Raw genomic sequence first — 20,143 nt, 5'->3', positions numbered from 1 at the left:
GTGTCGTCATCTCACTATGAGAGCCCGGCCCTCACCTTCGTGTCGGCGGCCATGCGCACCTGACAGGTGTTGGCCTCGGCCGTGTCGCAGCCGGTCCACAGGATCTCGCCGCCGGCGTCGAAGGCGGCCGTCAGGGTGACGTCGGTGCCGGGCGCGAAGGTGGCGGTGCAGGTGTCACCGCAGTCGATGCCGCCGGAGCCGCTGGTCACCCTGATCCCGGCGGCGGCGTCCACAGTCAGTTCGTAGTCCTGGCCCCCAGTGCCGGTGCCCGCGCCGGTGAGCTTGACGCGCGTGCCGGTGTCCGGCCTCGGGAGGTTCTGGTGGATCACCAGAGTGGCGCTGACAGGGCCGTCGCCGGTGGGCCGGAAGCCCACCGTCATCCGGCAGCTGGTCTCGGGTTCGAGCCAGAGGTTCTCGCACTCGTCGCCGGCGACGAAGGCCTCACGGTTCTCGCCGGTCACGGTGATCCGGGTGATCTGGAGCTTCGCGAAACCGGTGCTGTTGACGGTGAGCTCACCGCACGGGTCCGCCTCGCACGTCAGCGACTTCGGGTCCACCTCGATCGCGGGCAGCTTCTTCTTCGCGACGACGATGGCGTCGGTGGTCTTCTTCTCGACCTTGCCGACTTCGACGGCGTCCTGGCCCGACGCCTGCTCGCGGGCCAGCGTCAGGCAGGTCTTCACGAACTCCAGGGCGGCGGCGCTGTTCTCCTTGCGCGAGCGGGTGTACGCGGCCTTGAAGGTGGTGTTGGCCGCGGCGGGCACTGTCGCGCCGAGCCCGACCTCCTGGGTCAGGTCCTTCTCCTTGGCGTCGACGCACTGGACGAACAGAGCCGTGATGGGCGGCAGGCACTTGCCGTTGTAGTTGTCCGAGCCATCGGGGCAGTCTTTCGCCTCGACCTTCTCGTCGCAGGCCGCGCAAAGCCCGGCGCTCAAGGACAGCGCGATGACCGCCGCTAGACAGGTGATCCGATGCATCTCAGCCTCCCGATGCCGACGGGATGAGGACCACTTCCAGCGGATGCCTGCCCGGGCCGGGAGTCGAGGGCTTCGACCGGTATCCGACATCGATCGCCGGGCCCGGTGACGGCGCTCCCGCCGCCGCGTGGTCGACTGATCGGGTGAACGCGGCTGACGTGCAGGAGCACCTTCAATCGGGCGAGACGTTCCGGGCCGCCGTCTGGGTGAGCCGGGCCGCCGGCCACTCGGCCGAGATGTCCCGGGCCGAGATGTCGCCGTGGCGCTTCCGCCGCCCGCCGGCCGCCCGCCGGGATGCCCCGAGCAGCCTCGCCACCGCCCTCGAGGAGCACCTCGACACGGTCAACGACCCGCGGGTGCTGGCCCTGACCGACCGCCGCCTGCTCGTCCTGGCCAAGCGCTCCGGTCTGTTCCGCCGGGGCTCGGGACCGCTGCGCCTGCGCTGGGAGTGCCTCCGGTCGAGCCTCACCTCGGCCACCGAACAGAACGGCCGGCTGCGCCTGACGTTCACCGACCGCTCCACGGCCACCGTGCTCACCCCGACGGCCCAGGTCCAGCCCTTCCTCGACGTGCTGGCCCCTTAACCGAAGCGGCGGTGGGCGTCCCCGGCAACCGCGTCGGCGGCCTCGGCCGCGGCGGCCAGGTCGGCCGGGGTGAACTGCTGCGGATGGCCGGCGCGGTGGCGGACGGCCCGGGCGGCCAGGTCGGCGTACTCCGGGAAGCGCTTGGCCAGATAGCCGCCGGCGGCCGCCTTCGCGATGACGTCGCCGTAGACCAGGGTGTAGTGCAGCCGGGCCGGGCCGAGCACCACCCACACGACGGAGTCGGCGTCGACGGCCTCGCCGGTGATGGCGGGGACGGCGGCGGTGATCTGAGCCGCCATGTCCTGCCAGTAGTCGCGCAGGTTGTCGAGCAGGTAGCGGCGCAGGTTTTCGTGGTCGACGCGCACGCCCGGGTCGGCCGCGCCGCGGATCGCGATGCCGTACTTCCGCAGCACCAGCCACACGACCGGCGTGAGCTCGCCGCACGGCCGATCGGTGACCAGCACGCCGTCGACCGCGAACGGAACCGGCCGCCGGTCGTCCGGCCAGATCCCGGCCAGGGCCGGCGAGAGGTAGACGCCGTCGAAGAACGGACGGCCCAGCTCGCTGTGGATCCCGGCCAGCGCGGCGAGGTCCTCCGGCGCCGTCTCGCGCGAGGTCAGGATGACGGCGTCGACGTCGCTGTGCTCGGGCTGCCAGGCGCCGAGCGCGGCCGATCCGACCAGGTACAGCCCGGTCACGAGGCCGGGCCGCCGGTCGTCGGCGAGCTTGAGATATCGATGGGCCACGTCCTGCGCGATCATGCGCGGGACCGTATCAACCGGCCGCCACCGAGCCGTCGTCGAAACCCTCGTCGGCGCGTTCCCGCCGTAGGTGGGCCTCGGCGCGCTCGTTCTTCTCGGCCGCGAGCCCGGCGTACATGGGCTTGATCTTCTCGAGGCTCTGCAGCGGCGGCAGCAGGGGGATGTCCGGGTCGACCCGGGCGTGGATCACGGTGGGCCGGTCGGCGGCCAGGGCCGTCTCCCAGGCCGCGGTCATCGCCGCCGGGTCGCTGACCTCGATGCCGCGCAGGCCGAGCAGCTCGGCGTAGCCGGCGTAGGGCACCGGGGGCAGATCCTGGGAGGTGGCGAAGCGGGGCTCGCCCTCGATCTCGCGCTGCTCCCAGCTGACCTCGGCCAGGTCGCCGTTGTCGAGTACGCAGACGACGAAGCGCGGGTCGGCCCAGTCGCGCCAGCGGGCGGCCACGGTGGCCAGCTCGGCCAGGCCGAGCATCTGGAAGCCGCCGTCGCCGGAGAGCACCACTACTGGCCGGCCGGGCTCGTCCAGCTTGGCCGCCAGGCCGTACGGGATTCCGCAGCCCATCGACGCGAGCGTGCTCGACAGGTGGGCCGGCACGCCGGCCGGCAGGCGCAGGTGGCGGGCGTACCAGTAGACGACCGAGCCGACGTCGACCGCGACCCGGGCGTCGGACGGCAGCGGGCCGGACAGCGACCGGACGACATGCTGCGGGTTGAGCGGCTCGGCCGCCGCTGAGGCCCGCGCCGAGCCGATCTCGTGCCAGCGCCGCACCCAGCCCTCGACCCGGTCCCGCCAGCTTCGGTCCCGCGCCGCTTCGACGAGGGGCAGCAGGGCGCGCAGGGTCTCGGACGCGTCGCCGAGCAAGGGCACCTCGACCGGGTAGCGCACGCCGAGCCGGCGGCCGTCGATGTCGATCTGCACCGCGCGGGCCTGGCCGGGCGCCGGGTAGAACTCGGTCCACGGGTCGTTCGTGCCGATCAGCAGGAGCGTGTCGCAGTTGCGCATCAGCTCGGCGCTGGCCGTGGTGCCCAGGTGCCCCATGACTCCGGTGTGGAAGGGCAGGGTCTCGTCGAGCACGGGCTTGCCGAGCAGCGAGGCCGCGACGCCCGCGCCGAGGCGGTCGGCCAGCTCGACGATCTCGCGCTCCGACCCGTACGCCCCCTGGCCCACCAGGATCGCGACGCGCTCCCCCGAGCTCAGCAGGCCGGCCGCCTCGCGCAGGTCCTCCTCGCGCGGCAGCAACCGCGCGGGACGCAGACCGGGACTGGTCACCAGGACGCCGTGCTCGTGCCCGGCCGGGTCGGGCGCCGGCTCGGACTGCACGTCGTGGGGCAGGATGACGCAGGCCGGGCTGCGGGTGGCCAGCGCCGCCCGGAACGCCCGGTCGATCAGCATCGGCACCTGCTCGGCGGTGTGTGCGGTCTGCACGAACTGGGCGCAGACGTCGCCGAAGAGCCGCTGCAGGTCGATCTCCTGCTGGTACGCGCTGCCGAGCACCGTCGAGGCCTGCTGCCCGACGATCGCCACCACCGGCTGACTGTCCAGCTTGGCGTCGTAGAGGCCGTTGAGCAGGTGCACCGCCCCCGGCCCCTGGGTGGAGAGGCAGACGCCCACCCCGCCGGCGTACTTGGCGTGGGCGACCGCCATGAAGGCCGCCGCCTCCTCGTGCCGGCCCTGCACGAACGCGGGCCGCCCGGCCCGCCGCAGCGCCCCCAGGACGCCGTCGATGCCGTCGCCGGAGTAGCCGAACACCCGCTCGACGCCCCACGCCGTCAGGCGCTCCACCAGAAGATCGGAAACCGTGCGCTCAGTCATGTCTCCGGGCTACCCCCGGGCGGGCCTCTCAATCGGGCAGGCGGCCGGTGTCGAGCAGATGCTGGGCGACCTCGGCGATCTTGCGACGCTGGCCCCGGGCCGTGCTGCGGAGCAGGTTGAACGCCTGCTCGGCGCCGGTCTCGTGGCGGGCCATCAGGTAGCCGACGGCGCGCTCGATGACGATGCGGTAGTCGAGCGCGTACTGCAGCTGCCCGGCCAGCTCGCCGGCCCGCTGCGCGGCCAGGGCCGTGCTCAGCGTCGCCTCGAGCAGGCCGGTGTACCGCTCCAGGGCGGCCGCCTCGGTCTCGTCCCAGTCGTGCGGCACGTCGTGGAAGACGTCGAGCGTGCCGACCGGCACCCCGCCCAGGCGCACCGGCGCGCCCAGCACCGAGACGACGCCGTGCTGCAGGAAGGTGTCGTGGATACGCGGCCAGCGGGCGTCCTGGCGCAGGTCGTCGGTGTGCACGACGCGGTTGTGGACGAACGCCGACACGCACGGGCCCTCGCCGGTGGTGCTCTGCGCCTGCTCCATGATCTTGCTGGGCGCGTTGCTGGCCGCCACGTAGCGCAGGCTGTTCTCCTCGTCGGCGATCATCAACCCGCTGCCGGTGACCCCGAACAGGTCGACGGCGGCGTGCACGACGTCGGCCACCGCGCCGGGGACGTCGCCGCTGCCCAGCTTCTCGAGCCGGCGCAGGCTGCCCGCGAGGACTTCCGGATCGATGTTCGGCATCGGGCCTCCTCATTCCTGAGCGGTGGCGCCGAGGCGGAGCAGCACCGAGATGAGCTCGGCGTACGCCTCGGCGGCCCGGACGCTGTCGAAATCCCAGGCCTGGGGCTCGGTGCGAAGCACGTTGAGCGTGCCGACGACCGAGCCGGCCACCTGTACCGGAACGGACAGTACCGCCCGAACCGGTTCCTCGCCTCTTTCCAGGTCGGCCCATACGGGGGCGTAGTCGTCGGCGGCGGCCAGGTCGGCCACCGCGACGGTCTCGTTCTCCCGCACGCAGTCGATGCCCGGGCCGCAATTCAGCCGCAGCTGGGCCCGCTCGAGCGCCATCCCGGCCGGAGTGGAGGCGCCGGCCAACCGCAGCGCACCGGCGTCGTCCAGCAGCATCAGACCCACCCCATCGACGTGGATCATATCGCGGGCGGCCGTCATCACCTCGTCCAGACGTTCCGCCAGGGGCCGTCGGTCACCGTCCAGGCCGGCGGCGCCCAGGGTTTCCAAGCTGGTCGCGAGCGCTCTTTGATCAACGGGCATGGCACTCTGGCTTCCCGGCGTCACCCCGAAAAAACCTCTTTTGTTTGAAGACAACTCTCTCGGGAACCTTGCTGTCGCTGGTCATGCTCTCCGCCCTGTGTCCGCGGACAACACCGGAGGAGTCTCCATGTCCGCACACGCACAGCTCGAGAACCTCGACGTGATCGCCGAGAGCTACGCCGCCGGCCGCGACGCCGCGGACGCCACCCGGGCCCGCCGCCTCCGCGACGCCACGATCGAGATCATGCTCCCGATGGCCGACCGGCTCGCCCGGCGCTACCGCAACAGCTCCGAGCCGGCCGACGACGTCACCCAGGTCGCCCGGCTCGGCCTGGTCAAGGCGGTCGAGCGCTACGACCCCGAGCGGGGCTCGTTCACCGCGTACGCCGTCTCGGTGATCACCGGTGAGATCAAGCGCCACTTCCGTGACAACGGCTGGAACGTGCACGTGCCACGCCGGCTGCAGGAGCTGGCCCTGGCCGTCGGCCGGGCCCGCCAGGACCTCACCAGCGAGCTGGGCCGGTGGCCGACCGAGACCGAGCTGGCCGACCGGTGCGGCATCGACCGCGAAGACGTGCGGGCCGCCCTGGTGTCCAGCGCCGGCTACCGCGCCACGTCGCTGAGCCAGCCCACCGGCGACGGCGGGGCCGAGCTGGGCGACCTGATCGGCTCGGACGACCACGACCTGGAGTCGGTGCCCGACCGGGTGAGCCTGGCCGACCTGCTCGACCGGCTGCCCGAACGCGAACGGCACATCCTGACCATGCGCTTCCACGGCAACCGGACCCAGCAGGAGATCGGCGAGGAGCTGGGCATCTCCCAGATGCACGTCTCCCGGCTGCTGACCCGCGCCCTCACCTGGCTGCGGGAGGCGATGCTCAGCGACGCCCTGCCGCCGTGGCCGGGCGAGGCCGACCAGAACGGGAACCTGAAGGTCATCCCCGAGCTGCGCACCGGCGGCGGCCCCTGGCTGCGGGTGATCGGCGAGATCGACCGGGACAACAGGAGCCAGCTCCGCGCGGCCGTCCAGCCCCTGCTCGCCCGCTCCGACAACACGACCATCACGCTCGACCTCACCCGCGTCCCGACGCTCGACGCGGCCGGCATCGAGACTCTGATCGCCCTCCGCCGCGCCGCCGCCGGCCGCGGCGTCCGGATCGCCCTCACCGGCATGCAGCCCTTCGTCCGCCGCGTCGCCGAGATCGCGGGCCTCCGCGCCCACAGCTAGCCGCCGGGGTCAGCCCAGCGTCTCCTTCAGGGTGGCCAGCGGGCCGTCCCAGTCGCGGGCGAGGGCGGCCAGGAACTGCTGGGCGACCTTCATCGGGGCGGAGTTGACGCGGAAGCGGACCCGGCGCCGCTCCCCCGGCTCGGCGATGACGAGCTCGGCCTCGGCCAGCAGGGTCAGGTGCTTGGCGATGGCCTGCCGGCTGATCGGCAGGCGGGCGGCGAGGTCGGTCGCGGTGGCCGGGCCGCCCGAGGCCAGCGCGGCCACGATCTCGCGCCGGGTCGGGTCGGCCAGGGCGGTGAAGACCTCCTGGGCGACCGCTTCGCGGTCAGAGCCGGCCATCGAGGTACGCGACCAGCTCGCCCAGCTCGTTGGTCCAGCCGCCGGTGTTGCCGTCGAACGCCTTCTTGTGGTCGTCCTCCGGGAGCTGGGCGAAGCCGCTCTCGACCACGGTCAGGGTGGTGCCGGCGCCGGCCGGGGCGAGGGTGAACTCCACGTACGTCCGCCGGGGGTCGTCCTGGGGCAGCCCGTAGATCGCCCACGTGTAGCCGAGCACGGCCGGCGGCTCGAGCCGCTCGATGGTCAGCGTGGCAGTGTCGCCGCTGGTCCAGGCCAGTGTGATCCGGCCGCCGACGCGCAGGTCGACCTCGGCGCTGTTACCGAACCAGGTGCCGAGGCCCTCGGCGGTGGTGAGCGCCGCCCAGACGCGCTCGGGCGGCTGGGCCAGGTCGAGGGTGCGCTCGATGCGATCGGGAAAAGCCATGACTGCCTCCTGAGTAGCAACCGTTTGGTTGCCACTCAACTTATAGCAACTCCATGGTTGCGTCTAGGGCCACCAGCAATTCGGACAGGGCGGCCGCGTCGCACGAGCCCATCGGGATCCGCCGGGCCCGCTGCCAGTGGCCCGAGTCGGCGTCGTCGGCCCAGATCTCGGTGATCCGCTGCTCGTCGGCGGCGTTCGGGACCGACATGGTCACGCCCGGCTCGAGCTCGACCACCAGGTCCAGCCCGCCCGGCAGCAGGTGGTTCATTTGGGTGTGCACCCGGCCCGGCGCGTTGAATCCGTTGCCGTGCCACGACCTGGTCCGCAGGTCGACGATCCGGTCCGACGGCACCGGCTTGGCCACGGCCAGGCTGGTCGCGGCCCGCTGCCGCTCGGTCAGGGCGACCGCCGGCCGGTGCACCTGGGGAAACGGTTGCAGGATCTCGTAGTCGGCGAAGATCTGAACCCAGCCGGCGAGCTCCCCCGGCGCCAGCTCGGCCGGGTGCACGAGCCCGAGGAGCACGTCCGGGGCGACGGTCGCGGTCGTCTCGTGGACATCGGCGAAGGTACCGTCCTCGGCGATCCGCAGCGCCCGCAAGACGCGCCCGCCGGTGTCGTACTCGGCCCACAACAGCCGCCGCGCGATCGGTCCCAGGACTAGATGCGGCAGGACGACGGCCGCCAGGTCACCGGCCGGGCGCCGCCGGTGGCGGAGCATGTCGCGCTCCAGCCGCGCGATCTGCGCGGCAGCGCTCGCCTTGAGATCCTTCTTGAGCCGTACGAATCGTTCGTAGCCCCCGGGATCGGTATCCCGCACGCCCGGCTTCGGTGGCCGCGCCAGCCGCCGCCCGTCCGCGCCCACGACGTACGGAACCAGATGCTCGTCGGTTCGGACGGCGAACGCGCGCGGGCCGTAGTCGAGCGTGACACCCTCGTCGAGGCCGTGCGTGACGGCGAGCCGGTCGGCCAGCTGGGTCACCGACAGCCCGCGCCGGGCCGCGGCCTGCGTGAGGTAGGTGCGGGCCCGATCGGTCATCGGGCCGCCCGACATGCCCTCCTCGATGGCGATCAGGTGCCGCAGCGCCGCGTCGGTGCCGGCGGTGGCCAGCACGGCGTAGCCGTCGATCGCGCGCAGCCAGCGGCTGCGGGCCGGCCACGACTTGAGCAGTGGGGCCAGCCTGTCCCACGTGGAGTCGTCGCCGAGATGGGCCTGGGCCAGCAACATCCAGGCCCCGGCGGCGGGCATGTCGGCCGTCAGCCAGTCGTCGAGCAGCTTGTGGCCGTACGCGGCCAGGCTCGGCCGGTCGCAGCGGGCCAGGACGGCCGCGGCCCCGGGCTCGAGCGGCCGCACCTCCGGCTGGGCGGCGGCCGACGACTCGACCGCGACCGGTGGGCCGCCGGCCGGCGCCGGGTCGCCTGGGGCGGGCTCGGGCGGATCGGCCAGCCCGGACCAGGTCAGGGCGCCGACCAGACGCAGGGTCTCGTCCTCGGGCAGACCGATCTCCGGCAGCATCTCGAACAGTGCCGTCGGCTTCCCCATCGGGCGGCCGAGGGGACGGTCGGCGAGGTAGGCGAGCGCGTCCTCGGCGTTCTGCCGCGTCTTGCCCGCCCGACCGGCCGCGGCCGGCGTCAGGGCCCGTACGGCCGCCTCGGGGTGCCGGTCCAGCCAGAGGCGGGCCCAGAGCCGGGCCGATCCGAGATGCCGCAACCACCCCGCGACCAGCAGCGCCGGCGCCGGGCCCCGGAACGGCAGCAGCAGGAAGCCCCGGCGGTCCGGGCTCTCCCCCGCCTCGCCGAGCGCGAACGCGAGCGCGTCCAGCTCCAGCCGGGCCACCGCGACCAGGCCGATGTCGGTCCGCTGGGCGTGCCGCAACAGGATCGGCTTCAGCAGCGCCCGGGCCGAGCTCTCCGGGCCCTGGCCGAACAGCCACGCCACCTGCATCGGGTGCAGGTCGGAGAGGTGGTCGGCGCCGGCCACCACCCGCGGCCAGTCGGGCTCGGCCCGGCCGTGATCGAGGACGGCGGCCCGGGCCAGCCAGCGTTCCCGCTCGCCGTCGGCCCAGGCCATCACGGTCGGATCCGGCTCGTCGCCCGCCATCACTGAGCCTCCACATCGTTTCCCCGGCCCGGAGACCGTACCGGAGCGCGTCAGGCGGCGGGCAGCGTGATCACGAACATCGAGCCGCCGTCCGGGGCGGGCTCGTAGCTCAGGTCGCCGCCGTTGGCCCGGGCCAGCTCGCGGACGATGTAGAGACCCAGCCCGGTGCCCTTGACCGTGCCGGCGGTGCCCTCGGCCCGGGCGAAGCGGGTGAACAGGTGCGGCCGCAGGTCGGCCGGGACGCCGGCGCCGTTGTCCCGCACGACGATGCGGACCTGGTCGCCGGCCGTCTCGGCGATCAGGGCGGTGGCCCCGCCGCCGTACTTGGCCGCGTTGGAGATCAGGTTGGTCAGCATCTGGTCGAGGTGGCCGGGCTGCACCGCCGCCTTCAGGTCGTCCCGGCACTCGACGCGGGCCTGGACCCGGCTCGCCGAGCCGAACCGGTCGAGCGCCCGGACCCCGGGGTCGGAGCAGGTCAGAGTGGCCTCCAGGTGGGCGCGGACGGCCACCGGCTCGGGGACGGCCGTGAGCTTGCCGGCGTCCACGGCGACCATGGCCAGCACCTCCCGGACGATGCCGTCGAGCAGCTGGGCGTTGCGGTCGACGGCGCCCAGCATCACCTTCTGGCGCTCCGGCGGCAGCACGTCCCAGCTGTCGAACAGGGTCTCGGTGTAGCCCATGATGGACGAGAGCGGGTTGCCGATCTCGTGGCCGAGCATGCCGATCAGGTCCTGCTTGAGCTGGTTGGCCGCCTCGAGCTGGCAGTTGCGCTCGGCCAGGTCGGCGATGGCGGCGTCGCGGGCCCGCTCGGCCTCGCGGCCGGCCGTGACGTCGGTGTTGATGGACAGGATGGCGAACGGGTTGCCGTCCTCGTCGCACTGCACCGCCTTGCGGGACAGCACCGTCACCCGGCGGCCGTCGGCCCGCCGGTGCTCGATCTCGCCCGCCCACAGGCCGTCGCGCAGCAACGTGTCGGTGACCGAGCGGCGGTCGTCGCCGCCGGTCCACTCGGTGCCGAGGAGACGGTCGAGGTCGTGCCCGATGATCAGGTCGGCCGGCCAGCCGTAGACCCGCTCGGCCGCCGGGTTCCAGTAGAGGACCCGCCCGCTCAGATCGCGCACGATCACCGCGTCCTGGGTGAGGTCGAGCAGCTGGGCCCGCTGGCGCAGTTGCTCGTCCATGGCCCGGCGGGCGGTCACGTCCTGCACCTGCGTGATCAGGTGAAGCGGGCGGCCGTTCTCGTCGCGGACGACCGCGCCGTGGATCTGCACCCAGACGATGTGCCCGTCGGCATGCCGGTAACGCTTGGCCGCGATGCCCGTGTCGAGCGCGCCGTCGCGGAGCGCAGCCAGGGTGCGGTCGGTCTCCGCGTGATCGTATGGGTGGTGGTAGTGGTGCACCGTCCGGCCGGTCAGCTCCTCCATGGCGTAGCCCGTGATCTCGGCCAGGGCCGGATTGGCCTGCAGCACGGTGCCGAGATCGCCCGGGCGCAGGCTGGTGATCGCCATGCCGAGCGGACTGTTGTCGAACGACGAGCGGAACCGGGCCTCGCTGAGCTGCAGCGCGGCCACTGCCTCGTTGGCCTGGGCGAGCAGGCGGGCGCGGTGCTCGGCCTCCTCGGCGTGGCGCAGCGCGCCGGAGAGCGCGTCGGCCAGCAGGGTGAGCTGCTGCGCGTCGGCGTCGTCGAAGGCGTGGGGACGGCCGCTGGAGACCGTGAGCACGCCGACCGGCTTGCCGTCGACGAGCAGCGGCGCGATGATCAGCGAGCGCATGCCGAGGGCCTGGGCCAGGGCCGGCTGAACGCGCGGGTCCGTGGTGGTGTCGTCGCAGCGCAGCGTCGTCTTCGTGCGAACCGCCAGCCCGGAGAGCGAGCCGTCGAGCGGCGCCTCGAACATCGTCCGGTGGGCCAGCGAGCCGGCCGTGGCGGCGGGCCGGAGGACCTCGTCCTCGACGAGCCCGACCACGGCGCCGTCGGCCGGGATGGCGGTCAGGGTCCGCTCGGCGATCAGCCGCAGGGCCGTGCCGAGGTCGGAGGCGGCCGCGGCCACCTCACGCTGGATGCTGATGGTGGTGCGCAGGCGGTACGTCTCCCGGGCGGCCAGCGCCTCGGCCTGGTCCTGGCTGCGCCGCTCCACGTCGATGTCGACCATCTGCATCAGGAACTGCAGCGGCCGGCCCTCGTCGTCGCGCAGCAGCACCACGGACACCATGCACCACACGGAGGTGCCGTCGCGGCGGACGTACCGCTTCTGCAGGCGCGCGCTGTGCGCCTCGCCCGCAACCATCCGGGCCACCAGGTCGAGGCAGGAGTCGAGGTCGGCCGGGTGGGTGATCGACTGGAAGGTGCCGGCGAGCAGCTCGTCGATCGAGTAGCCGGTGATGTCGGCGACCGCGGCGTTGACCCGCACCCACGAGCCGTCCAGCCCGACCAGGGCCACGCCGATCGGCGACGACTCGAACATCGAGCGGAACCGGGTCTCCACCCGGTCGACCGAGACCGCGTTGGCCGCGTCGAGCCGGCCCTGGGACCGGGCCGCGCGGGCGCGCATCTCGGTGTCGGCCCGCCGCGCCGCCAGCTCCGCCTCGGCCGCGGCGGCCAGGTCCTCGAGGGTGGCGAGCTCCTCGGCCGTCCAGTCCCGCGGCTCGACGTCGACGACGCAGAACGAGCCGAGGGTCTCGCCGCGCGGGGAGCGCAGCGGGAAGCCCGCATAGCCGCCGGCGCCGGGAGCCGCGGTGCGCGCCCGCGCGTCGCTGACGATCTGCGGGGCGTCGGCCTCGATCACGTGCCGGCACGGCGCGTAGGCGAGCTCCGGCGACTGGCCGACCGTGCTCAGGAAGACCTGACGGCTGTCGCCGACGAGGGAGACCGCCGCCACCGGGACGCGCAGCAGCCGGGCGGCCAGGCGGGTCAGCCTGTCCAGGACGGTCGTGCTGTGCGCCGGACCGTCCTGCCGAACGGCCGCCTGTGCGTTGCCTGAGTGCCGCAGAGACATGCCGCCTCTATCGGCCGGCCCCCGGCGGCCTTGAGGCAACCAGGCCCGGCCGCGATCGGCCGGGCCCTTCCCGTCACGGGAGCTGGACGTCCTTGTTGCCCTCGTAGTCCTTCGGGTCGCCCTCGCCGCCCGCCTCGGGGTCACGGTGACCGAGCGCGGTCTCGCCCGGCAGCTCCTCGACGCGCTCCTTGGCCAGCTCTTCGAGTTCTTCACGCTTCTCGGCGGCGTCGCTCATGACGTACCTCCATGTTTTGATCTTGACCTGTACGACTTTGCTTGTACCCGGAGACATCGGCGCTGATACGTACGTGGGATGGGGGTCACCTCCTACTGGTTTTTTCAGGGAACGATCGAGATGAATGTCATGTGACGATGGCGGCATGTCCCTATCGAAGGTCGCCGTTCTCGCCCTCGCCGTCCTGTCGGCCGGGCTGACCGCGCCGTCCACCGCCGGCGCCGCCCCACCCGCGCTCACCTGGACCGCCTGCGCGGAGGAGGAGCTGGCCGGCTACCAGTGCGCGACGAAAGAAGTGCCGTTGGACCACGACCGGCCCGGCGGCGCCACCACGACCATCGCCCTCTCCCGCCGCCCGGCCACCGACCCGGCCCACCGGATCGGCAGCCTCTTCCTCAACCCGGGAGGTCCCGGCGGGGCCGGCCGCGGCATGGTCACCTATGCCGACGAGCTCGTCTCGGCCGACGTGCTCGCCCGCTTCGACATCGTCGGCTTCGACCCGCGCGGCATCGGGGCCAGCGACCCGCTGCAGTGCTTCGCCACCGACGCCGAGGCCGAGGCGCTGCTCGCCCAGATGACGCTCGTCCCGATCAGCAAGGCGCAGATCGCGAGCACGCTGCGCGCCAACTACGCCTACACCGAGGCCTGCAAACGCGACGCCGGGCCGCTGCTCGAGCACATGAGCACGCTCAACGTGGCCAAGGACCTCGACCGGCTGCGCCAGGCGGTGGGCGACACCAAACTGAACTACATCGGGTACTCGTACGGCACGCACCTCGGCGCCACCTACGTGAACCTGTTCCCGAACAAGGTCCGGGCGGTCGTGCTCGACGGCAACGTCGATCCCGACCAGCGCACGAACCGGCGGCTGGCCAACAAGTTCGAACGGGCCGGCGGCTTCGAGACCGCCCTCGACGGCTTTCTGCGCGCCTGCGACACCGCCGGGGACGCTTGTGCGCTCTCGGGCCACGCCCGGGGCAAGTACGAGAAGGTGCGGCTCCGGTTCCGGCAGGGGCCGGTGACGCTGCCGGGGTACGGGGTGGTGACGCTGGACGACTTCACGGGCTACGTCGCGTCGAGCATGTACGACGTCGCCGCGTTCCCTTCGCTGGCCGACGTCCTACGGCTCGCGTACGACACGATCACCGGGGCGCCCACTCCGCTGTCGGCTCGGAAGATCGACCTGCCGGCCGTGCCGGCCCGGGGTGGGCTGCCGGACGCGTACTCGTACAGCGGGAACGACGCCTCTTTCGCGGTGAACTGCGCCGACGCGCCGCTGCCGCGCAACCCGGCCCTCTACCCCGGCTTCGCGGCGGCGTTCGAGGCGGCCCACCCGACCTTCGGCCGGATGGAGGCGTTCAGCGAGGTCGGCTGCGCCAACTGGCCGCGGACCACCGAACGCTACAACGGCCCGTGGAACCGTAAGACCTCGGCGACGGTGCTGCTGGTCAACCCCACGTACGACCCGGCCACTCGCTACGCCTTCGCCCAGCGCATGGAACGCGAGCTCGGCAACGCCCGGCTGCTCACGATGGACGGCTTCGGCCACACCAGCAGCTTCAGCACCTGCGTCACCGACTGGTACACGAAGTACCTGATCGGCGGCGCCGTGCCGCCGAAGGGCACCCGCTGCGCACAGGATCGCACCCCGTTCCCCGCATAGAACCACGCGAGCGTCCGCGGCCCCCTACCTCTGGGTCACCGCGGACGCTCGCTTACGCCTCCTTAGACGGTCGTACAGACTGCGCCGTTGAGGGTGAAGGTGCTGGGCAGGACGTTCGGGCCGCTGTAGGAGCCGACGAAGCCGACCGTCGTGGTGGCGCCGGCGGCCAGGCCGGCATCGCTGGTCACGCGGACCGTGCGGCCGGTCTGCTCCCAGGTGGCGCTCCAGCCGCTGCTCACGCTCTGCCACGTGGTCGGCCAGGTGTAGGTGAGCGTCCAGCCGTTGACCGGGCCGGCGGCGTTGTTGGTGATGTCGATTGAGCCGACGTAGCCGTTGCCCCAGTCGCTGGTGTCGCGGAACTTCACCGTGCACGGGGCCTGGGCCGGGCTGCCGGTCGTGAAGGTCACCGGCGGCGAGCTCGGCGACACCCGTCCCGCTCCGTCACGGGCCAGCACGTTCACGGTGTAACGGCGGCCCGGGTCGAGGTTACGTACGGTCAGGGACGTTGCCGTGGTCTCGCCGAGCTGCTCGCTGATCCCGCCGTTCTGCCGGTACACCTCGTACTTCAGGCCCGCGCCGGCCGGCGGCCAGGAGATCGTCGCGGTGCGGTCGGTGACGGTCGCGGCCGGCTGGGCGGGCGCCTTCGGCCCCGCCGGGACCGGGCCGGCCGGGTGCAGGGTGACCAGCTTGAGCTCGTACGGAGCAAGCGTCTGCCCGGCCGCGCTGCCCTCAGCTCCCGTGGAGATCGCGCCGGCGCCGTTGGCGAAGGCGGCGACCTGCGGAGCGCCCGAGGCCGGGGTGAAGCCGTGGTAGTTCAGGGCGACGGTGTGCTCCGCGCCCGGATCCTTGTTGATCAGCAGCACCGCCAGGTCACCGTTGGCGCGGCGGACCGCGTGCGAGCTCACCAGGGCGTTGTCCGTGCCCGTGCCGACGAACTGGTCGCCCGTGCGGGCGAAGTCACCCATCAACGACAGCGCATAGTAGGGAGCGAACGGGGTGTTGAGCGGCGGCTGGCAGACGTCGTCCTGGCAATTGCCGCTCGACAGCAGACCGAAATCGTCGTAGTCGGTGTGCCCCGCCACCGTGGTGACATCGCCGATGCCGTTGTGCACATTCCACCACTGAACCGTGAAGACGCCCTGTTCGAGCAGTCCGCTGTACACATCGGCCAGGAACAGCGCGCCGGGTTGCGTGTTGCGCCCGACGTCGACATTCGTTTCGGTCATGCTGATTCTGATGTTGCCGTCACCGGCGTACCGCTGAATCTGCTGTTTCAAGAGATAGACGGCGTCCTCGATGTGCGCGGTCTTGGTCAGCGCTTCGGCCGGTGTGCTGCCGCCCGGATACCAGTGGACGTCCACGAAATCGATGGCGGCGCCGGCCCGGGTCAGCACTTCCTCGTTCCAGCTGCCCTGGTCCCCCGCCGCCACGATTCCGTCCGGCCAGTTCCCGGGCATCGTCAGGACGGCCCCGATCTTGATGGTCGGGTCGACCGCTTTCATGGCTTGCGAGTAGGCCACGACATTCGCCGCGTACTCCTTGGGGCTCTTGTCCGCGTGGTCGTCCGCTTCCCACGCCGACCCGTAGTGCCCGTTGCCGTAGTTCTCATTGCCGATCGCCCAGTATTTCGCCCCGTACCCCTTGGTGACGTTGGCATAGCGCACCCAATCGGCCGCTTCCTTCGCTGTGCCGGTCCCGTAGTTAGCGATGATCATCGGCTCGGCGCCGGTCCGCCGCGCCCCCGCCATGAAGGTGTCGAAGTCGGTGTTCGGCGCCACATAGCCACCCGGCGCGGTGTGATCCTTCCAGTGATAGATGTCGGCGTAGGACCCGCCCGGGTAACGCACCATCTGGACGCCTGCGTCGCCGAGCAGATCGGTCACCGCCGGCGTGCCGAGCTCCGAGTCCCAGATCGCGTGGTTGACCCCCAGCGCGAGGTCCCCCACGGTCGCCAGACCCGCCCTGACATCCACATCGACCCGCGTGACGGCCTCCGCCGCCGCGCTGGCTCCCGTCGGCACCACCGCCCCCACCGCGACCGCCACCGCCAATGCCGTACCGCTCAAGACACGCCGAAATACCGAGGATCGCACCACATGCCTCCAGGCCCAACCGATATGGGAGCGCTCCCAATCGTCGCCGTTAAAGTGATCAAAGTCAATGAATGAATCCACCACCGTCTGGTCGACGCCGCCCGTGATCGAGAGTGCAGCCGACACGATCGGCTGAATGACGTGCTCGATCAGGAGCCAGTGGAAGTTCCTCCCCCGTCTTCTCAAGTCCGAGCCGATCGGGGTGCGCCTGGTCATGACCGGGCCGGCTGCTGTGGCCCAATGGCATCTACCGAACGACTACCGCCGACCGCGGCCCGCAGGCACATCGTGGCCTCGCTCAGCGACCACTCGGCTGCCAGCGGTGCCACACCAGGGGCAATGCCGTGGTTAAGGGTCTGGGCTGGCTGTCGAGATGGGCCCGGGGCGAGAATGATGAGGCTGATGGTGGCCTGGTAGGCACGTCGGTCGATGTTCGGGCCGCGAGCGTCGTGCCTGGAGATTGCTCGTTTGACGGTGCGGGCATTGACCGGTAGCCGTCGTTCGGGCAGCAGGTCGTTCAGGACGAGGCGGCCGGTCTTGCCCACAAGGTCGATGACGGTGCCGGCGATGACACCGGCGGCGTGGACGATCTGATCGCGGGCAGCGGCCAGGGCTAGACGTCCGCGTCGAGCGGTGGTGATCAACCGGTAGGCACCATTGGCCGTTGCGGTCTTCGTCTTGACGCTGATCTCGGCGTCGATGACCCGGACACTCTGGCCGCCGAACACCGACTGGTAAGAGCTGTGGGGAATCGGCGCAGCTTCGGGCCGTCACGGCCGGTCTTGGCCCACATCAGCAGATGCGCGCCGCGTCCGGCCACGACCGCCAGCACGTGGTGCCACAGGCCATGACCGTGGCCAGCCGCAGCATCGGATAGCTCGACCCACCGAGACGACCCCACGCTGTTTGGAGTATCTGGCCAGATTCGCCGCGCTGTCCGCCGCGTTCAAGGTGGTCCCGTCGATCACACGAAGCAGTAACCCTCGCCAGCGCACCAGCCCGGCCATGCTGGCCGCCGCACCTCGCAGCGTCGCCGGGCCGGTAGCCGTCGACCTGTGCCAGGGCGCGCGAACCGCTGATCAGATGAACAGCAGCTGAGCGCCGTCGGTCTTCTCTATGAAGTCAGATGCGTTGATGATGTCCTCGACGCCGTCGTAGAGGTCCTCCTTGTTCAGGTGCATCATGTCGGCGGACATCCGGCAGGCCCACAGGTGGCCGCCGGAAGCGACGATATGTTCCAGGAATTCCGGCACCTCGGGCACGCCGAGGTCGGCGATCTGCTTCTTCATCTGGTGGGTGGCCAGCGCGGTCATCCCGGGCAGGCCGCCGACACCTTGCGGCAGGTGGGTGGCGGTGTTGCCCAGCAGGGTGAACTTGAGGTTCCCCATCCGCGACTTCGTGATCATGTCAAAGCCCCAGAACGTGAAGAACAGGTGCGTCTCGACGCCCTCACCCAACGCCGCGTTGGCGAGCACGAGGCCGGGGTAGGCCATGTCGAGGGTGCCTTTGGAGCAGATGACGGCAAGCTTGCGGCCCTCGGTGCGGTCGTCGTCGAAATTCGGGACGATGGCCGGCACTGCTTCGGGACTGGTCATGGAATGCTCCGTTTCAAACGCAACCGTGCGGCTTGGGCAGGCCGGCGATGTAAGCCATCTTCTTGGCCGGCTTCTTGGGGAACAGGGCGAACAGCTCCTTGGTGCCGACCCCGCTGAGGGACGTGACTCGGCGCAGGGTGGCCGTCTCGCCGTGTGCGGTGTAGTCGTCGCGCAGGCAGGTGATCACCTTGCGGTGCGCGTCGGTGAGGTCGATGCCGATCTGGGCGGCGAGCTGCTCGGCCAGCTCCGGGGTCCATTCGTCGTAGCTGGTCAGGAAGCCCTCGGCGTCGACGTGGATGTCGCGGCCGGCGATGCTGGTGACAGACATGGTATTACTCCTCGGCTTGCGGGATGTGCTTGCCGGCCATCGACATGTTTGCCGGCAAAGGGATCGGCCGCCCGGGCAGCAGCACATTCCAGTACATCCACCGGAACGCGAGCTTGCCCCAGTGATTGACGGCTGCCTCGTCGAGCAGCCGGAACGGGCCCAGGATCGGCACCGGGTAGCGGCCCGGCAGCGGTTCGGTGTCGTAGTTGAAGTCGATTAACAGGGCCTTGCCGTCCCCGGACTCGACGAAGCAGTTGGCGTGCCCGTCGAATCGTCCGGTCATTGGCTGGCCGGCAACGTATGCGACGAAGTTGTCGGTGAACACCTCGACGGCGAAGTGCGCGACCGATCCGGCCTTGGAGGTGGGGATGTCGCTGGCGTCGCCGAGGGCGAAGATGTTGTCGTGCGCCATGGCGAGCATGGTGCCCCGGTCGACCGGTACTAAGTTCAGCTCGTTGCCCAGCCCGGAGCGGGCCACATAGTCGGCACCCATGTTCAGCGGCACGGTGACCAGCAGATCGAACGGGATCTCCCGCTCGTCGTACGACACCAGCGACGTGCCGTCGACGCGCTCGACCTGAAAATCCGGCTCGACGGTGATCTTGCGCTCGTCCAGCATCGAGCCGAGCCGGTCGGCGGCGATCGGCTTGGTGAACGCTCCCGGCAGCGGTGTCGCGTACACCAGCTCGACCCGGTCCCGCATACCCCGCCGACGGAAGTAGGCGTCGGCCAGGAAGACAAACTCCAGCGGCGCGACCGGGCACTTGATCGGCATCTCAGCGATGTGCACGACCAGGCGGCCGCCATCAAACGCCTCGAGGGCCCGCGCGAGGGCCAGCGCGCCGTCGTAGGTGTAGAAGTCGAAGATGCTCAGACGCCACTGCCGGCCGTCGAGCATGCCCGGAGTCTGCTCCGGTCGCGGGGTCACGCCGGTGGCAATGACCAGGTAGTCGTAGGGCAGGGACCGGCCGTCGGTCAGCAACACCCGGTTCTCGGCCGCGGCCACCCGGTCGACCTCGGCCCGCACCAGGTCCACGCCGGCGGCGACCAGCGGCTGGGTCGGCTTGACGACCTGATCCGGGCAGTACATGCCGAACGGCAGGAACAGGTAGCCCGGCTGGTAGAAGTGTGAGTCGCTTGGCTCCACCACGGTGACCTGCCAGTCCGCTCGGGACAACCGGCGACGCAGCTTATTGACCACCATAAGGCCCGCCGTACCGGCGCCCAGCACGAGCAACCGTCGCATCACGCCACCTCCTGCCGAGCTCCGATACCCCCCACGGTATCGACGAGCTGGACTGCGTCGTAGGGGACTAAGTCCTGACCACGACGAGACGATGGGATCATGCGGACGCAATCCTTGTGCTGTCGGCATTGCGCGGCGGCGTTGGCGTCACGGGCGTCGGTCTTCGCCGTTCCGGGATGGAGATCGGCGAGCCGCCGGATGACCGGACCCGGCAGGTAGGCGATCTGGTGCCTGGCGGCTCGGGCGACCGCGAGGGGCAGAAAGCCGATCGAGGCGGACTGGTCGACCACGGCCAGGATCCGGCCGTCGCGGCCGAGTTTGTCGAGCGATTTCCGCAGCCCGGCCCCGGTGTTCGGCAGCGCCGACTCATGCAGCTGCAAAGACCTCCGGCGAACCCGACGATCGGCCCGCCCGGACGGCGCCTGGAACCGGCCCGGGACGCGGAAGGTGTCCTCGTCGTCATCGCGCACCCGGACGACGAATCGTCCGCGCTGGGCGCGGCGCTGGA

Annotated in this window: 18 protein-coding genes and 1 pseudogene; 3 read left to right on the top strand and 16 right to left on the bottom strand. The window is 71.3% G+C overall.

Annotated elements, in window-relative coordinates:
• Positions 1-14: 14 nt before the first annotated feature.
• Entirely contained in the window at positions 15-977 is a 963-nt protein-coding gene (locus AB0J66_RS03290) for a hypothetical protein (protein WP_364655239.1), read from the bottom strand.
• A 143-nt stretch (positions 978-1,120) separates the two neighbouring features.
• Here AB0J66_RS03290 and AB0J66_RS03285 point away from each other — a divergent pair, with 143 nt between their 5' ends.
• Positions 1,121-1,561, top strand: a complete 441-nt coding sequence (locus AB0J66_RS03285) for a hypothetical protein (RefSeq protein WP_364655238.1) — start codon at positions 1,121-1,123, stop codon at positions 1,559-1,561.
• On the opposite strand, the gene AB0J66_RS03280 is transcribed toward AB0J66_RS03285, so the two are convergent.
• The 4 genes from AB0J66_RS03280 to AB0J66_RS03265 are packed head-to-tail and all read right to left on the bottom strand — an operon-like array spanning position 1,558 to position 5,396.
• Positions 1,558-2,322, bottom strand: coding sequence for a nucleotidyltransferase domain-containing protein (locus AB0J66_RS03280; protein WP_364655236.1), 765 nt, complete (start codon positions 2,320-2,322; stop codon positions 1,558-1,560). The genes AB0J66_RS03285 and AB0J66_RS03280 overlap by 4 nt on opposite strands.
• 13 nt (positions 2,323-2,335) lie before the next feature.
• Positions 2,336-4,132 (bottom strand): thiamine pyrophosphate-requiring protein, encoded by a 1,797-nt coding sequence (locus AB0J66_RS03275; protein WP_364655235.1) that lies wholly within the window; start codon positions 4,130-4,132, stop codon positions 2,336-2,338.
• A 28-nt stretch (positions 4,133-4,160) separates the two neighbouring features.
• Positions 4,161-4,865, bottom strand: coding sequence for a GAF and ANTAR domain-containing protein (locus AB0J66_RS03270; RefSeq protein ID WP_364655234.1), 705 nt, complete (start codon positions 4,863-4,865; stop codon positions 4,161-4,163).
• Positions 4,866-4,874: 9 nt separating this feature from the next.
• Positions 4,875-5,396 carry a GAF domain-containing protein gene (locus AB0J66_RS03265; protein ID WP_364655233.1) on the bottom strand — a complete coding sequence of 174 codons (522 nt, stop codon included), beginning with the start codon at positions 5,394-5,396 and terminating at the stop codon, positions 4,875-4,877.
• Between the two features lie 127 nt (positions 5,397-5,523).
• Between AB0J66_RS03265 and AB0J66_RS03260 the strand changes: the two genes are divergently transcribed.
• Positions 5,524-6,624 carry a SigB/SigF/SigG family RNA polymerase sigma factor gene (locus tag AB0J66_RS03260; RefSeq protein ID WP_364655232.1) on the top strand — a complete coding sequence of 367 codons (1,101 nt, stop codon included), beginning with the start codon at positions 5,524-5,526 and terminating at the stop codon, positions 6,622-6,624.
• Positions 6,625-6,633: 9 nt separating this feature from the next.
• On the opposite strand, the gene AB0J66_RS03255 is transcribed toward AB0J66_RS03260, so the two are convergent.
• The 5 genes from AB0J66_RS03255 to AB0J66_RS03235 all read right to left on the bottom strand — a co-directional run bounded on the left by AB0J66_RS03255 (position 6,634) and on the right by AB0J66_RS03235 (position 12,710).
• The gene (locus AB0J66_RS03255; RefSeq protein ID WP_364655230.1) at positions 6,634-6,963 is read right to left on the bottom strand and encodes a metalloregulator ArsR/SmtB family transcription factor; all 330 of its coding nucleotides are present in this window, start codon (positions 6,961-6,963) and stop codon (positions 6,634-6,636) included.
• Positions 6,950-7,384 (bottom strand): SRPBCC family protein, encoded by a 435-nt coding sequence (locus AB0J66_RS03250; protein ID WP_364655228.1) that lies wholly within the window; start codon positions 7,382-7,384, stop codon positions 6,950-6,952. Before AB0J66_RS03250 ends, AB0J66_RS03255 begins: the two co-directional genes overlap by 14 nt.
• 40 nt (positions 7,385-7,424) lie before the next feature.
• Positions 7,425-9,482 carry a DUF4132 domain-containing protein gene (locus AB0J66_RS03245; RefSeq protein ID WP_364655227.1) on the bottom strand — a complete coding sequence of 686 codons (2,058 nt, stop codon included), beginning with the start codon at positions 9,480-9,482 and terminating at the stop codon, positions 7,425-7,427.
• Between the two features lie 50 nt (positions 9,483-9,532).
• A complete protein-coding gene (locus AB0J66_RS03240; RefSeq protein WP_364655225.1) occupies positions 9,533-12,475 on the bottom strand; it encodes a PAS domain S-box protein in 2,943 nt (980 codons plus the stop codon).
• Between the two features lie 73 nt (positions 12,476-12,548).
• Entirely contained in the window at positions 12,549-12,710 is a 162-nt protein-coding gene (locus tag AB0J66_RS03235; RefSeq protein ID WP_364655224.1) for a hypothetical protein, read from the bottom strand.
• A 145-nt stretch (positions 12,711-12,855) separates the two neighbouring features.
• On the opposite strand from AB0J66_RS03235, the gene AB0J66_RS03230 reads away from it, so the two are divergent.
• Positions 12,856-14,373 carry an alpha/beta hydrolase gene (locus AB0J66_RS03230; protein ID WP_364655222.1) on the top strand — a complete coding sequence of 506 codons (1,518 nt, stop codon included), beginning with the start codon at positions 12,856-12,858 and terminating at the stop codon, positions 14,371-14,373.
• 62 nt (positions 14,374-14,435) lie between these two features.
• Here the strand turns inward: AB0J66_RS03230 and AB0J66_RS03225 are convergent, their stop codons facing one another.
• From AB0J66_RS03225 to AB0J66_RS03200, 6 genes and pseudogenes are all read right to left on the bottom strand, one after another.
• Positions 14,436-16,418, bottom strand: coding sequence for a cellulose binding domain-containing protein (locus AB0J66_RS03225; protein WP_364655221.1), 1,983 nt, complete (start codon positions 16,416-16,418; stop codon positions 14,436-14,438).
• Between the two features lie 260 nt (positions 16,419-16,678).
• Positions 16,679-17,194 (bottom strand): hypothetical protein, encoded by a 516-nt coding sequence (locus AB0J66_RS03220; RefSeq protein ID WP_364655219.1) that lies wholly within the window; start codon positions 17,192-17,194, stop codon positions 16,679-16,681.
• A 351-nt stretch (positions 17,195-17,545) separates the two neighbouring features.
• Complete coding sequence (locus AB0J66_RS03215; protein WP_364655217.1) at positions 17,546-18,061, bottom strand: DsrE/DsrF/DrsH-like family protein; 516 nt, start codon at positions 18,059-18,061, stop codon at positions 17,546-17,548.
• A gap of 13 nt (positions 18,062-18,074) precedes the next feature.
• A complete protein-coding gene (locus tag AB0J66_RS03210; RefSeq protein ID WP_364655215.1) occupies positions 18,075-18,389 on the bottom strand; it encodes a TusE/DsrC/DsvC family sulfur relay protein in 315 nt (104 codons plus the stop codon).
• 4 nt (positions 18,390-18,393) lie between these two features.
• Positions 18,394-19,635, bottom strand: coding sequence for an FAD/NAD(P)-binding oxidoreductase (locus AB0J66_RS03205; protein ID WP_364655214.1), 1,242 nt, complete (start codon positions 19,633-19,635; stop codon positions 18,394-18,396).
• Positions 19,635-20,012, bottom strand: a pseudogene (locus tag AB0J66_RS03200) (transposase); the annotation flags it as partial. The pseudogene AB0J66_RS03200 and the gene AB0J66_RS03205, both read right to left, overlap by 1 nt.
• Positions 20,013-20,143 lie beyond the last annotated feature (131 nt).

The sequence above is a fragment of the Actinoplanes sp. NPDC049598 genome (genome assembly GCF_040675435.1).
In the GTDB taxonomy this organism is placed as follows: Bacteria; Actinomycetota; Actinomycetes; order Mycobacteriales; family Micromonosporaceae; genus Actinoplanes.
This window is presented reverse-complemented; position numbering and strand designations above follow the sequence as displayed.